The organism is Actinomycetota bacterium (genome assembly GCA_030650795.1).
In the GTDB taxonomy this organism is placed as follows: domain Bacteria; phylum Actinomycetota; class Actinomycetes; order S36-B12; family S36-B12; genus UBA11398.
Map to the genome: position 1 here is coordinate 1 of JAUSDJ010000025.1, position 13,999 is coordinate 13,999.

General features: G+C 58.3%; 12 protein-coding genes. 6 read left to right on the forward strand and 6 right to left on the reverse strand.

What is annotated here, in order from left to right:
- Positions 1–779 (reverse strand): SDR family oxidoreductase (locus Q7L55_07395; GenBank protein MDO8732378.1); only part of this gene is annotated, 779 nt, incomplete at its 3' end.
- Positions 780–864: 85 nt separating this feature from the next.
- On the reverse strand, positions 865–1,230 hold the full coding sequence (locus tag Q7L55_07400; GenBank protein MDO8732379.1) for a hypothetical protein: 366 nt from the start codon (positions 1,228–1,230) through the stop codon (positions 865–867).
- A gap of 389 nt (positions 1,231–1,619) precedes the next feature.
- Here Q7L55_07400 and Q7L55_07405 point away from each other — a divergent pair, with 389 nt between their 5' ends.
- Complete coding sequence (locus tag Q7L55_07405; GenBank protein ID MDO8732380.1) at positions 1,620–3,557, forward strand: M13 family metallopeptidase; 1,938 nt, start codon at positions 1,620–1,622, stop codon at positions 3,555–3,557.
- Between the two features lie 288 nt (positions 3,558–3,845).
- A complete protein-coding gene (locus Q7L55_07410; GenBank protein ID MDO8732381.1) occupies positions 3,846–5,042 on the forward strand; it encodes an AI-2E family transporter in 1,197 nt (398 codons plus the stop codon).
- 17 nt (positions 5,043–5,059) lie between these two features.
- Here the strand turns inward: Q7L55_07410 and Q7L55_07415 are convergent, their stop codons facing one another.
- Positions 5,060–6,208 (reverse strand): hypothetical protein, encoded by a 1,149-nt coding sequence (locus Q7L55_07415; protein ID MDO8732382.1) that lies wholly within the window; start codon positions 6,206–6,208, stop codon positions 5,060–5,062.
- A gap of 95 nt (positions 6,209–6,303) precedes the next feature.
- On the opposite strand from Q7L55_07415, the gene Q7L55_07420 reads away from it, so the two are divergent.
- Positions 6,304–6,567: a hypothetical protein gene (locus Q7L55_07420; protein ID MDO8732383.1), complete on the forward strand. Its 264-nt coding sequence runs from the start codon at positions 6,304–6,306 to the stop codon at positions 6,565–6,567.
- 35 nt (positions 6,568–6,602) lie between these two features.
- On the opposite strand, the gene Q7L55_07425 is transcribed toward Q7L55_07420, so the two are convergent.
- Positions 6,603–8,126, reverse strand: a complete 1,524-nt coding sequence (locus tag Q7L55_07425) for a hypothetical protein (protein MDO8732384.1) — start codon at positions 8,124–8,126, stop codon at positions 6,603–6,605.
- A gap of 22 nt (positions 8,127–8,148) precedes the next feature.
- Positions 8,149–9,330: an FAD-dependent oxidoreductase gene (locus Q7L55_07430; protein MDO8732385.1), complete on the reverse strand. Its 1,182-nt coding sequence runs from the start codon at positions 9,328–9,330 to the stop codon at positions 8,149–8,151.
- A gap of 64 nt (positions 9,331–9,394) precedes the next feature.
- Here Q7L55_07430 and purU point away from each other — a divergent pair, with 64 nt between their 5' ends.
- Positions 9,395–10,246 (forward strand): formyltetrahydrofolate deformylase, encoded by an 852-nt coding sequence (purU, locus tag Q7L55_07435; protein MDO8732386.1) that lies wholly within the window; start codon positions 9,395–9,397, stop codon positions 10,244–10,246.
- A 14-nt stretch (positions 10,247–10,260) separates the two neighbouring features.
- Here the strand turns inward: purU and glgA are convergent, their stop codons facing one another.
- Positions 10,261–11,424, reverse strand: coding sequence for a glycogen synthase (gene glgA, locus Q7L55_07440; GenBank protein MDO8732387.1), 1,164 nt, complete (start codon positions 11,422–11,424; stop codon positions 10,261–10,263).
- Positions 11,425–11,488: 64 nt separating this feature from the next.
- Between glgA and glgC the strand changes: the two genes are divergently transcribed.
- Positions 11,489–12,712, forward strand: a complete 1,224-nt coding sequence (gene glgC, locus Q7L55_07445) for a glucose-1-phosphate adenylyltransferase (protein MDO8732388.1) — start codon at positions 11,489–11,491, stop codon at positions 12,710–12,712.
- Positions 12,709–13,998, forward strand: coding sequence for a trypsin-like serine protease (locus Q7L55_07450; GenBank protein MDO8732389.1), 1,290 nt, complete (start codon positions 12,709–12,711; stop codon positions 13,996–13,998). Before glgC ends, Q7L55_07450 begins: the two co-directional genes overlap by 4 nt.
- Position 13,999 lies beyond the last annotated feature (1 nt).

The window sequence follows — 13,999 nt, forward strand, 5'->3', positions numbered from 1 at the left end:
CAACGCGAGGCCGCGAACACCATGCGCTTCTCGACCGGGTCCTGCCACGTTGCGATGCGGTCAGCGTCCACGGTGAAGATCTGGCCATTTAGTGGCTCTGATGCGGCCGACATGAGGTAGACCGCCATCGGTGCGATGTCCCCTGGTCCGCCCTTCATGATCATGTTCGACGCTTCGGTCATGCGCGTGTTGGCGACCGGGGCGATGGCGTTGCAGCGGAAAGAGCCGCCCTCCCCGGCCATGGCCACACTCTTCATGAGCGCTACAACGCCTGCCTTCGCAGCGCGGTAGTTGGCGCGCACTGGATCTCCTTGCAGATAGCCGGAGGAGATCGCGACCATCGACACCGGGCGCCCGGCAGCCACTGACTGCTCTGCGGCAGCTCGAAAGACTGTGAAGTGACCCTTGAGATGCGTGTCGACCACGAAGGAGAAGTCGTCCTCGGACATCTCCAGGAAAGGCCGGTGGCGCAGCACGCCCGCGCAGCAGACCACGCCATCCAAGCCGCCGAAGGCCTCGACCGCCGAGCGCACAATCATCTGCGCGCCAGTCATCGAGGTGACTGATTCACTGACCGCGATCGCGGAGCCGCCCAACTGCTCGATCTCACGCACGACCGCGGAGGCCACCTCGGAAGTCGGCGACGATCCATCGAGCCCGACGCCGTAATCCGCGACGACCACATTGGCGCCCTCCGCTGCCGAGTCCAAAGCGATAGCGCGCCCGATACCGCGACCTGCCCCAGTGATGACGACGGTCTTGCCCTCGAGTACTCCCATGCGGGCGCCTCCTTCCTGTGTCATGGCGATTGTCCCCGAGAGGGTTCAGGCTGTCCACAAGAGCGCGAACCTGCGCCGGATCCGTTCAGGGCCGACCCTGGCCTTGACCGAAACGAGCATGACGCACAGGCCCTCGGCGTGAGCCAGTTAGCGAGGCGGCGGCCCATCGACGCTCGGTCAGCATTCGGATGAAGAAGTAGAAGCCGCCCGCGTACGCCGAGGCCAGGACCATCGACGTCATCGTCGAGGCGATCGTCCATGACCGCAACTGCTCAGTTCGCGTGGGGAAGATGTACAAGATGACGAACGCGGCAAGCAGGAATGGCGCAATGAAGGCGGACAAGCCGCGTGTGTAGCCGAGAACATGATCGTCGCGAACAGAACTGCGCCACTCGATCATCGCCGCACCAGTACCGGTTTGATAGACGATTGCATCCGGCGCCCAACCCATCCAGTACACCCCCGTGCGATAGCACCGGGAGGCTTGCAATCAACGTGTTCTTGTTGAGAGTACTCACGAGATTGAGTGTCTGGAGGATTCGGGCGCGAGAAACTCGGAACCTCTGTTAGGTCAGAAGTAGGTCTTGCGTCCAGCGAAGGGCCGACCTGAACGGCCGAGCAGCGTGAGCACAAGGCCGATGATCATGTTGACTCCCAATGCCTTACAAGCGGAAATTGTGCCGTCAACCGGGGGCTGGGGTCGCGTCCGCGAGCGCGCGGAACAACTTTCAGCGAACGCTTCTACACAAGCGCAGTGTCATCACAGGTCAGCACGGCACCAAGCAGCAGCGAGCAGGAAATGCTCCCAGTACTCTCGTTCGCAGACAAAAGGAGAGTGCAATGGCGCTGCATGATGTGGACCGCGATCCATCCGTCAATCCGGGCGTGAATTTCTATCGCTTCGCGAACGGCGGTTGGCTTGAGGCCAATCCCATCCCCGCGGGCTTTGGTGCTTGGGGCGCATTCGAAGAAGTACAAACGCGCAATGAAACGCTGATCCACGAGCTCTTGCAGAAGGCTTCGGATAGTCCGGCCAACGAACTGGATCGCAAGCTCGGCGACTACTTCGTTTCAGGGATGGATACCGATGCGATCGAACGCGCAGGTATTTCTGCCATCCAGCCCTTGCTCGATGAGATCGAACTGCTATCCACCCACCAGCTCCTGCTGGACTTCCTGCCGCGCCTTCATAACTTTGGCGTTGCTGCCTTGTTCATGTGGGCAGTGGACGTCGACCACGATGATTCGACACAGAATCTGCTCTGGCTCGTACCTTCAGGTCTAGGTCTGCCGGAGCGGGAGTCCTACTTCGCTGACAGTGAAGCAGCAACGGGATTACGAGTGGCGTATGTCGAACACGTACGCGCTCAGTTGGTGAACATCGGCACTTCTGAGCAGGACGCGGCGGGCTTGGCACCCGCCATTCTTGAGTTTGAGACGCGCCTTGCTGAGCGAAATATGAGGGCCGAGGAGCGTCGCGATCTGGATCGCACGCTCAACCGTTTCACCATCGATGCGCTGGCCGCGCTCGCTCCCAATCTGCAACTACGCGAATACTTGATCGCTGTTGGAGCGGTTGGCGCCAACACAGTGAATGTGGCGAACACCGACTACCTGCAGCAACTCCACGCCATCCTCGCTGACACCGAACTGTCAATTCTGCGCGCATACATCAAGTTTCGGGTGGTCAGTGCATGCGCGAGCGCCCTGCCAACTCGGATAGAGGATGAGGCCTTCGAGTTCTACGGCCGTCGCGTCGGAGGTCAAAAGGAACCCAAGGAGCGGTACAAGCGCGTGATTGCAGCGCTCGGAAGTGATATGGGCGAGGCGGTTGGGCAGCGCTATGTCGACGAGACATTTTCGCCAGCAGCCAAGGATCGAGCACTCGAGATGGTGCGCGAAATCGTCGAGGAGATGCGTCAGTCGCTGCGGACGCGCGCCTGGATGACCGAGCAGACTCGAGCTCAGGCCCTCGTGAAGCTCGACGCCTTCGGGGTCAAGATTGGCTATCCGGATCAATGGCGCGACTGGTCTGGTTTAGAGATCAATCGCCATTCATTCGCTGCGAATCGGCTGAACGCGACTCGATTTGAACTTGATCGTGAACTTGCAAAACTTGCGGCTCCGGTTGATGAGAACGAGTGGGAGATGCCTCCGCATATCGTCAATGCCTACTTCCATCCCAGCCGTAACGAGATCGTGTTTCCCGCCGGAATCCTGCAACCACCGATGTTCGATGCTGACGCTGATGATGCGGTGAACTATGGCGGCATCGGCACCGTGATTGCACATGAGATCACGCACGGCTTCGACGACCAGGGTCGGCGTTTTGATGCCAATGGAGAGTTTGTTGACTGGTGGCATGAGGATGACCAACAGCATTTCACCGCCTTGGCCGAGCGCCTCGTTGCCCAGTTCGACGAGTACATCATTGTGGACGATGTCCATGTCAATGGGCGGCTCACACTCGGTGAGAACATCGCTGATCTCGGTGGCATTGCTCTTGCTCAACGCGCGCACGCACGCGTGAGCGTTGATTCTCCAGATGTCGATGGGCTCACGCCTGCTCAACGATTCTTTCTCGCCAATGCAACCCTGTGGCGAGTCAACATGAGCGAGGAGTTGAAACGAACTCTCGCGCAGGTCGACCCGCACAGTCCACGCGAGATCCGCGTTGCCGGACCATTCTCTAATCTCGATGCTTTTCAGCAGGCATTCGGCCTGGATGACGATGCACCGATCATGCGATCACGAGATGAGCGCATCGAGATCTGGTGAAAGCTTGGGCGGGCTCAGGTACTTCAATCGAGGTTCAGACGCTTTCAACGAACCTGACATCAGGCATGCCGACTACTCCCGATTGCTGCATCGCGAATCTCAACACCGGAGTCGTAGGCAACTTTCCAAGCATTGAAGTCTTCAACCTTTGCCCGAACAAACACTGTGGTCATGAAATCCTCCTATTTGGCGACGCGCCTTTTGAGGTTCAAGGAATATTGCCGCTGTCGGCGCTCCGTGTCTTGCGATTTGAGGTCTTCCCCTCTCATAGGCTGAATCAGGCGATAAGTGGACGCGACGATCCAAAGATTCGGGGGCCATGTGGTGGAAAACGACGAGATTTCTGAAGCGGAGCAGGACGCTGCAATCTCCCACGCCGAGCAGGTAGCCCCCAGCCTGATTCAGGTGACCTTTTCGCACTCCAATGTCTGGCGCATCGGCTTTGTCATCATGGGGGTGCTCGCCTTGGGTCTGCTGTTCGCCTTCATCCTTGAAGACGGCGGCAATGTCATCTTTACGGTGTTGATGTCGTGGTTCGCTGCAATTGCGATGGCGCCCGTGGTTGATCGGCTTTCGCTTCACATGCGACGCGGGCTGGCCACGATCATCGTGATGCTCGGATTCATGGCTGCTGTTGTGCTCTTCATCGTTACCTTTGGCGCTCTTCTGATCGATCAGCTCAGTCAGTTCGTAGACCGGCTCCCGGATCTCATCGATGGAGTGCTTGCTTGGGTCAACAAGACCTTCTCGCAATCGATCACGCGTGAGGACATTCTCAACTCCTTCAACATCGACACCAACGACATCACGTCAATTGCGACCAAGCTGGGCGTCAATGCCTTGGGCTTCCTGAGCTCAGTGGTGGGCAGCGTGTTCGGTGTCTTTAGCTTCGCGCTGTTCACCTTCTACCTCTCGGCCGATATGCCTCGGCTCAAACGTTGGGTGTGTCAACTGTTCCCCACGCGGTACCAGGGGATTGTGGAGAACGTCTGGAGTCTCACGGCTGAGAAGACTGGTAACTACGTTGGCGCTCGCGTTGTGCTCGCGACAATCAATAGCGTTACTTCAGGCATCGTTTTCGCGGTCATTGGCTTGCCCTACTGGCTGCCCTTGGCATTGTGGACCGGAATCGTGGCTCAGTTTGTACCCACGATCGGTACATACATCGCAATAGTGCTGCCGGTGATTGTTGGTCTGGCAAGTGACAATCCATGGGATGGCGTGATCGTGCTTGTGTGGGCTCTCATCTACCAACAAGTGGAGAACCTGACCTTCGAACCGAAAATCAGCGCTCGGGCTGTCAATGTCAATCCGGCGGTGGCCTTTGGATCGGTGATTCTCGGCGCGTCTCTCTTTGGGGTAGCGGGCGCCTTCCTGGCTGTGCCTGTAACAGCAATGATGCTCTCCCTGCTCAGTATCTACGGCAACAGATATGAGCTTTCATCGGTGGTGACGACGACGACTGTGGAGGAGTCGACGAGCTGATTGGTGTTCGCGCTTGCTCACGGGCGGCCTTTTGCGCGCAATTCGGTTTGCAACTTCTTGACTCGCCGCTTCAAGCGCGCGGAAGTCGAGAGTTCTGCTGATGGACGAGACCCATCGAGCGCGCCAAGCATCGCAGTCATCGCAGCGCTGATGGGCATGGAGATCGGAGGCACCTCTTCCACCACCTCAGGCCCTTGAAGATGCTCTGACAAGACCCCGAGATCACCAACAACATTGACTCCGCTCGCACGGATGACGTCGACGTAGATGCGAGCCAGTTCTGCGGCACGGTCAAGAGCCCACTGAGGAGTTTGCATTCGAGTTTCATCGGACCCTGGAATGCGGCGTTCAATCATCGCCTTGATCAGCCCGTCATGCACCTGATCACTAAATGGCCGCCAACCCTTGCCGCCGCCCAGAGAGATGTTGAGTTGTCGTAGGAGTTCGGCTTCGGCCAGGGTCATCGACCGATTCGGTGCGGCATCTCGATGATTGAGCAGAGTGTCATCAGGCAGGCCGAGCAGATTCTCGAAGTTTCGATAGATCCCGTCCCGCTCTGCGTCATCTACGACGACCACGGTCACTCGTTCTGGCCCAGCGATGCGAGCCCATCGCTCAACGACCTCATCGTGCCGATGGCGGATCCAGAAAGTCTCTGCCTTCGGTTCCAGATCAGTTGCTGTGAGCACATGTGTAAGCCAAGGGATGTATGCGGTCTCGTATCCCGACTTGAGGATCTGCTGCCAAGCTGAGGGCAGGATGCGACCGAGATTTCGCAGGGTGATGATGACGTGGGTCCGATCCTTGCCGATCTTGTCAACGATCCCTTGCGCTGTCTCGGTTGAGGATTCGGCAAAGAACTCACTTGAGCACACGGTGATGCCCCGATACGCATGGGCATCCTTCACGAAGTCGGTCCACGCGTGCGGGTCGGGGGCCGCTGATCCGCCAACTCGCCAGCCCAGCCGCCGCCCCATCGCCGAGGATGCAATGAGTCGATGTGCCTGACCCTCACCCGGGTAGCGAACACCCCATGTGTCCAGCACCGGCCGGCTGTTTGCGAGCGCCGCTTGGATGGCTGTTGTGCCGGTCTTGTGCACGCCAATGTGCAAAGCCAGCCCACCGGGCTGCAGGCCCAGTGGAAGTCGATCAGTTGGCGCGGGCACTCGCCGACTCTACCTGCGGGGGTGGTGCATGCTGTTCACGTTCTCACTGGGAGCATGAGCCCACATACCGCCAATTCCGAGCGAAGGGCACCATCATGTCAGCCACAGATTCCGCCGACAGCATTGAAATCGGCGAAGACATTGATGTCTCGGTCGTACTTGATGTGGACAACGAGGTGCTCGGCACTGTTGTCGATGATTTGATCGTTGCCACAGGCGTTGAAGGCAGCCTTGTTGACGAGACGATCGACATCTTGGACGCCGATGGGAACCTCGTTGTCGAGGACGAAATCATTGACGTATACGACGCTGACGGTCAGTTGATCGCCGAGACAGAGGTCGTTACCGCAATCGAATAGCCGGTTGACTCGTCCGGGCAAAGTGGATCGAGTGTCTACTGTCGAGATTCGAACAGCCCGAGCATCGCTGCAAAAGTCAGTACCGAACGCGGCGCGTAAGCAGTGCGCCAGAGCCCACTGTGGATTGCATTGCTTGAAAGCAATTCCAGTGGGTGCCGGAGTGGGGTTGCTGGCTGCGACGCACTATTGGGATTGCGCAAGTCGTGGACGAGCAATCCGGCCATCAACGCAGTAGATGTCGCTGGTTCAAAGACCTCGATGCCGAATCGAGCTGCTCCGCGATAGCCGGCTTTGAGTGCTCGACTCTTGATCACAGACTGAGTGCGGGTCATCGGGGCAATGTTGATCGACACAGTTTTGCCCTGATCTCGAGCCACGAGTGATCGCCAGCGTTGCAGGTGCTTTGCCAAGACGTAGTTCGGCCCTTGCTGCCCAATCAATGAGTCGTTGAGCCCATGAAAGTCATCGATGTGCGCGGTGGCGGCTGAATAATTGGGTTCGAATTTGCGAGCCATTCGCATCGGCAGTTGCAAGACTGTGTTGACTCCCCGTGTTTGCCACCGACGTTGTGATTCCGAAACGGCCTGGCTCGGAACGAGATAGACGTCGGTTGGGGATGAAAGCGAGGCGAGTTGGATGGGCTTTCCGGCATTGCCCAGCGCTTCGACGATGACGTCGACGGCAACGCTCAGCCGCACGTGCTTTGCCCCGTCGGCATATGCGTAAGAGCCCAGAATCAATGGGGCATCGTTCCTGGCCAGCCACTGAGCGATCTCGGGTGTTTCGACAAGGAGGTCTACTCCGGCGAGTTCAGCGATGACGTGATCTTCGTCGGGGTGAACTACCGCATGATCGTCCTCAGGTCGTGCCAAGGGAATGTGCAGAGTTCCCGAGGTTGCGCGAGCGATGGCGATCAACCGACTCCACGTGGCAGATTGCGGAAGGTCGACCGCATGCACTGTGGCACCCCAGCGCAGCAGTGATCTGGTCGGCGCCATCTCGGCACCTGCACCCAGTACTGCGATTTCAAGATCGGACAGATCAAGCCAGTCAGGGTTGTCGAGCAAGAGATTCAACGAGGCGGCAAACTCTGGCTCCGCGATGCCCGCCTGAACCCAGAGTTCCAGTTGCCGGCGCAGATCTCCATCGAAAAGGCGTTGGCCGCCATATGGAACCGAGAAGCCCGTCTCTCCAGCAGCGCGGCCACGGATAGTGGCAGTACCGAGCTGCGCAGCCGAGTTCAGCGCTGTGTCGAGCGAACCAAGTTGCCCATCTCGCGAGAAGTGAAATCGTCGGTGTGCTGAAGCGAGTCCAGCTGCGGCCATCGCAACTGCTGACTCAGGATGTTTCGCAGCGGCGAGCGCTGAATCCTTGATTGGTCCCAGATAGCCATGACGCCAATCGTCAGTGTGCTCAATTCGTGCTGCAAGCAAGGGGTCAGTTTCGCGCACACTGTCAGCGAGAATCGCGCGCCCGGTGGCCAGGGAACTGACCCGTCCGTCACCGCCAGTAGGGAAGGTGATGCCTTCGCTCGGAGCCGGTTCGGTGAGCTTGCGCATTTTCCGACAATAGTCCCGTGCTCTACTGCCGCGAGCTCAGAGATTTTCGGTATCTGGCCAATTCGGCGGTTCGATTGATCCCGATCACTGCCACGAGCCCCTGCGAGTCCCGGCATTCAATAATGCAGGAACCATCCTCATTCAACTCAATGACTGTGTGGTCGCTCGCGAGTTGCGGGATGCCAAAGGATTGAATCTGCATGTCATATTGATCAGACCAGAATGAGGGCACCACAGCAAAGGGCGCAAGTTCAATCCCGCCTGAATCCAGGAGACTATGCAGGGCCTTGCCCGCATAGGTGCCTGTGTCGCCAGCCACGGTCCAATGCTCAACGCGTCGCGCGGCTGGGCCGAACAGGGCGTTCGGGTGACGCGCGATGTCCCCGCAGGCGAATACGGCAGCTGTGGTGCCAAGGGTTCGAAGCCGCCCATCGGCCAGGACGCCATTGGAAGTATCGAGTCCTTGGCCTTCGAGCCACTCAACATTGGGTTGCGAGCCGATAGCTTCCAGCACGAGATCGGTCCCAATCACCTGACCATCTTCAAGCACGACTTCACGAATCGTGGAGTCTCCTCGGTACTCCCGAACGGTCTGTCCAAGGATGAACCGGACGCCGTAATCAAGGTGGCGCTGAGTGACGATCTCGCCGATGGTGTCACCGACGGCAGACGCCAGAGGGATCAGCTCTGGTGAGATGACCGTGACCTCGCAGCCGCGCGTGATTGCAGCAGCTGCCACCTCACATCCGACAAAACCAGAGCCAACAATGGTTACTCGAATACCGGGTTGGAGATGCTGCGCAAGATTTTCGGCTTGAGCCAAGGTGCGGAGCAGATGCCTTCCGGAAGCTGGACCCGGAATGGGAAGTGAGCGCGGCCGCAAACCTGTGGCAAGGATCAGGCCGTCAAAATGCATTTCGAGAAGTGCGCCTGCAGAGTCTTGATACGTCAACAATTGCTGCAAGAGTTCAACCTTCTGAACTGTTGACCCCAGACTCCAGGTGAATTCGGATTCGCTCTGCTTCATGGGCATCGGAAAAGTTCCAGTGCTAGCCAAGGAGAGTGCTTCCTTGGAGACCGATGGTCGATAGAGCGGCGCTTCATCGCCGATCAGTGTGATTTGGCCCGAGTACCCAGAGGAGCGCAAGGACTCGGCTGCTCGTACGCCGGCAATGCCGGCGCCGACCACCGCCACCCCGCTCATGACCTGATCGCGTTCATCCGGGGCACGCTACCTCTGCTCCAAGTCATCTCGTAGATTGCATGGCGTGACCGACATCAAGCACTACATCCTCACGTTCAGGTGTGTGGATGGTCCAGGCATCGTGCATGCAATCACGGGTGCCCTGCTTGAGGTGGAGGGCAACATCTTGGAGCAGGCGCAATTCACGGATGAGGATTCCGGCATCTTCAGCATGCGCACCAAATTTGAATCCCCGCTCGAGATCGACGAAGTCCGAGCAGCCGTCTTGGCCAAGGTGGCTGGCTTTGATCCAGAACTCTCACTGAGGCATGAGACTGATCGCCGCCGAGCGTTGATCATGGTGTCCAAGCACGATCATTGCTTGGTCGATTTGCTGTATCGCCATGAGATCGGCGAGTTGCCGATCGATATCCCGCTTATCGTCTCCAACCATCCCGACTGCGAACACATCGCCAAGCGACATGGCATCGAATTCATCCATCTGCCGGTGACGCCCGAAACGCGCACGAGCCAAGAATCCGTGCTCTTGAGTCTTGCCAGAACTCATGAAGTCGACGTTGTGGTCCTGGCCCGATACATGCAGGTGCTCAGTGAGAGCTTGTGTGCCGAATTGGCTGGAAGAATCATCAACATTCACCACTCATTTCTGCCTGGCTTCCGTGGTGCTCGTCCCTACCAACAGGCCCATGACCGCGGAGTGAAACTCATTGGAGCCACGGCGCACTTCGTCACTGCGCAGTTGGATGAGGGTCCAATCATTGAGCAGGCCGTCGAAAGAGTCACGCATGCGCACACGGCAACCGACTTGGCCGAGATTGGCCGAGATGTAGAGCGAGTGGTGCTGGCCAGAGCTGTGCGGCTGTTCGCTGAAGATCGCATTATGCTGACGGGCAAGCGCACTGTGGTGTTTCAGTAGGCGAGAGACGAAAGTCAACTCTCCATTGCGGCTTGATAGACGTCAACTGTTTGCTGGGCAATTGCATCCCAACCGAAGTGAGCCACAGCTCGTTCGCGTCCGGCCTTGCCCATGATGGCTGCGCGCGCGGGATCCTCGATGAGTGAGTTCACGGCGCCGGCAAACTCTCGTTCAAATCTCGCCGGGTCATTGACGTCGTAGTGCACGAGCAGTCCGGTTTCTTGATCTGCCACGACCTCTGGAATGCCGCCGACATCGCTGGCGATCACGGCTGTCTCACAGGCCATCGCTTCGAGATTGACGATGCCGAGTGGTTCATAGATTGACGGGCAAAGAAAAGCGAGAGCATTCGAAAACAGGGTGATCAGGGTGTCGCGATCAACCTGCTTTTCAATCCAAATAACGCTGTCTGCTCCTCGGGTCGCGCGCAAATCGCGGACAGCTCCAGCGGTTTCAACCTCGATTTCAGCAGTGTCGGCTGCTGACGCACACATGACGAGAGGGATATCGCCGGCGAACTGCTGGGCGGCCCGCAGTAGATGCACGAGTCCCTTCTGCCGGGTGATGCGTCCGACAAATAGCAGGTAGGGCTTTTCGGGGTCGATGCCTAGCCGCTCGAAGCTGGCAACGCTGCTCTGCGGCTTGTAGATCGAAGTGTCAATGCCGTTGTGCACGACGTGCACTCGCGCCGGGTCAACGAAGGGGTATGAGGCCAGCACGTCATTTCGCATCCCATTGCTTACGGCGATGACGGCCTTTGCCTCGGCGTAGGAGGAGCGCTCAACCCAGGATGAGACGTGGTAGCCCCCGCCGAGTTGCTCTTCCTTCCACGGCCGCATGGGCTCCAGGGAATGGGCCGTGATCACATGAGGAATGCCGTAGAGCAGTGATGCCACGTGGCCGGCGAGGTTGGTGTACCAGGTGTGCGAATGGACGAGATCCACATTGGCCACGGCCATGGCCATTTCGAGGTCAACACCCAGAGTCTGGATGGCCTGGTTGGCGCCGTGCAGAGAAGTGGGGACCGGGTGTGCCGTTGCATCTGCTCGATGTCCGCCAAAGCAGTGCACATACACCGGGGTCAATCTGCGGAGCTCGTGGACGAGTTGATCGACGTGCACGCCTGCGCCACCGTAGATCTCAGGTGGCCATTCGCGAGTGAGAATTCCAATGCGCACCTGATGAGCATAGGCATTTGAATGGCAGCCGCTCGCGCGGGCATTTCGGCACTAGGGTTCAAGGATGAGCGCGGAACCACATGTGCTAGCCATGGTCCTCGCCGGCGGTGAGGGCAAGCGACTCATGCCCTTGAGCGGAGACCGCGCCAAACCCGCAGTTCCTTTTGGTGGCTCCTATCGGCTCATTGATTTTGTCCTCTCAAATCTCATTAATGCCGGCCTTCGCCGCGTTTGCGTGCTAACCCAATACAAATCGCACTCCCTGGATCGCCACGTGACTCAAACTTGGCGGATGCCGACTTTGCTCGGCGATTACGTCACGCCAGTTCCGGCGCAGCAGCGGCTTGGCCCGCGCTGGTACACCGGCAGCGCTGACGCGATCTTCCAGAGTCTGAACCTGGTGCACGATGAAGCACCTGAGTATGTGGTGGTCTTTGGCGCTGACCACGTCTATCGCATGGATCCGATGCAGATGATTCATGCACACATTGATTCAGGCGCCTCAGTGACGGTTGCTGGCATCAGAATGGCGAAGTCAGAGGCTCACGAGTTTGGTGTCATCCAGACCGCTGCTGATGGTCACACCATTAGCGAGTTCCTCGAAAAGCCAGCAAATCCGCCAACAATTCCGGGCGACGATGAATCCTGCTACGTGTCGATGGGCAATTACGTTTTCACTACGGCAGCTCTGATTGACGTGCTCCGTGAAGATGCCGCTGATCCGGCATCGCTACATGACATGGGTGGAAACATCATTCCGATGCTTACAGCCCGCGGTGAAGCGCGCGTATACGACTTTGCGACGAATCTGGTGCCCGGTGCAACGGACCGCGATAGGGGCTATTGGCGCGATGTCGGAACTCTCGACAGTTACCACGACGCGCACATGGATCTGGTCTCAGTTCACCCAATTTTCAATCTGTATAACCGAAGGTGGCCGATCCTCTCTCATCTGCCTCCGCTACCGCCAGCAAAATTTGTCGAGGGTGGAAATGCTCACGAATCGATGATTGGGGCGGGCACGATCATCTCGGGCGCTCACGTTCGCACCTCGGTCATCTCCTCAAATGTGTCGGTCGAATCCGGCGCCTACGTCGAAGGCAGCGTCTTGATGCCAGGTGTGCGAATCGGACGCAATGCTGTCGTGCGCCGAGCCATCCTTGATAAGAACGTCATCATCCCCGACGGCGCCCAGATTGGCGTCGACATGGAGCGGGATCGGAGTCTGTACACCGTGAGCGATGGTGACATCGTCGTTCTGGGTAAGGGCATCCAGGCAGCACGATGAAATCACGGTTCGTTGCCATCGTGGCAGCGATCGCGATGTGTTTCGTTCCGTCGATTTCTACTGCAGCCCCGCAGGCATTTCCGTGGATTATCGGAGGAAGTACAAGCACCATTGATCAATCGCCCTGGCAAGTTCTGATCATCATCCGTAATTCGATGCAGTGCTCCGGCAGTCTGGTTAGTACCACGACGATCATCACCGCCGCCCACTGCCTCAATGGCTACGCAGCAAGCGATATCCGCGTCTGGGCTGGCATTTCAAAGACAAGTGGGAGATCACCGTCGACGGAATTGCCGGTGGCATCCATCACGCCGCATCCTGAATTCAGGCTCGACACATTCGACAATGACATCGGTTTGATCACCCTTGTTCGGCCGATCGACCTCACTGGGAGTCTGCAATTGCTCGCGCTGCCCTTTGGCCTGGATGCGCGATCTTGGCCGGCAAGTGGCGCAAACGCGGTGGTCTCTGGCTGGGGCGTGACAAACCCCACTGGCTCCACCACCACTGATCAACTGATGCGAGCAGATGTTTTGGTCCTCGCTGGGCCAAATGACCCCTGCGGTCAGTACGGACCTGATGTGGTACCCCTGCAGGATGTGTGTGCTGGTTCGCCTACTGGAGCAATCGATGCCTGCCAAGGCGATAGTGGTGGCCCTCTGGTCGTGGCTTTACCAGTGCCAACCCTTGCAGGTGTAGTCAGCTTCGGAACGGAGTGCGCGAAAGCCGGCTATCCGGGCTTGTACACACGGCTGACCACATTTCTGCCTTGGCTGCAGTCCCAGTTCGATGTACCAGTAGCGGCCCCTACGGCAGCAACTGGTGTGGTGGTCCGTTCCTCTCAAGGGCGAGTTGATGTCTCGTGGATTCCACCGGTGAGCGCCGGCATTGCCTCGACAAAGTGGAAAGTGACGGCGCAACCCAGTGGGCAAAGCTGCATGACAATGGCCTCGACTTGTGCGTTCACTCAGCTGACTCCGGGTCAAGAAGTCTCATTCACAGTCCAAGGCAGCAATGGCTTTGGCCAGGGGCTGCCGACAGTGGCAAGCCTGCCTGTCAAGGTCAGTGGTGGCCGAAGTGTGGTCGGCGCGCGAGTCCCAATACAAACCTTGGCGTCCTGGATTGGTGTTGATTTCGAATCAGTCTCCAGGGTCATCGTTCGCACTCCTCGAGTGTGCATGGTGGTGGGTGTCCGAGTGCGAATGAAGGCAGCGGGTACTTGCGTCGTGCAGCTGAATCAGGGACGCAAAGCGCAAAAAGTGACGGTGCGAGTCGTGCTGGCATAGC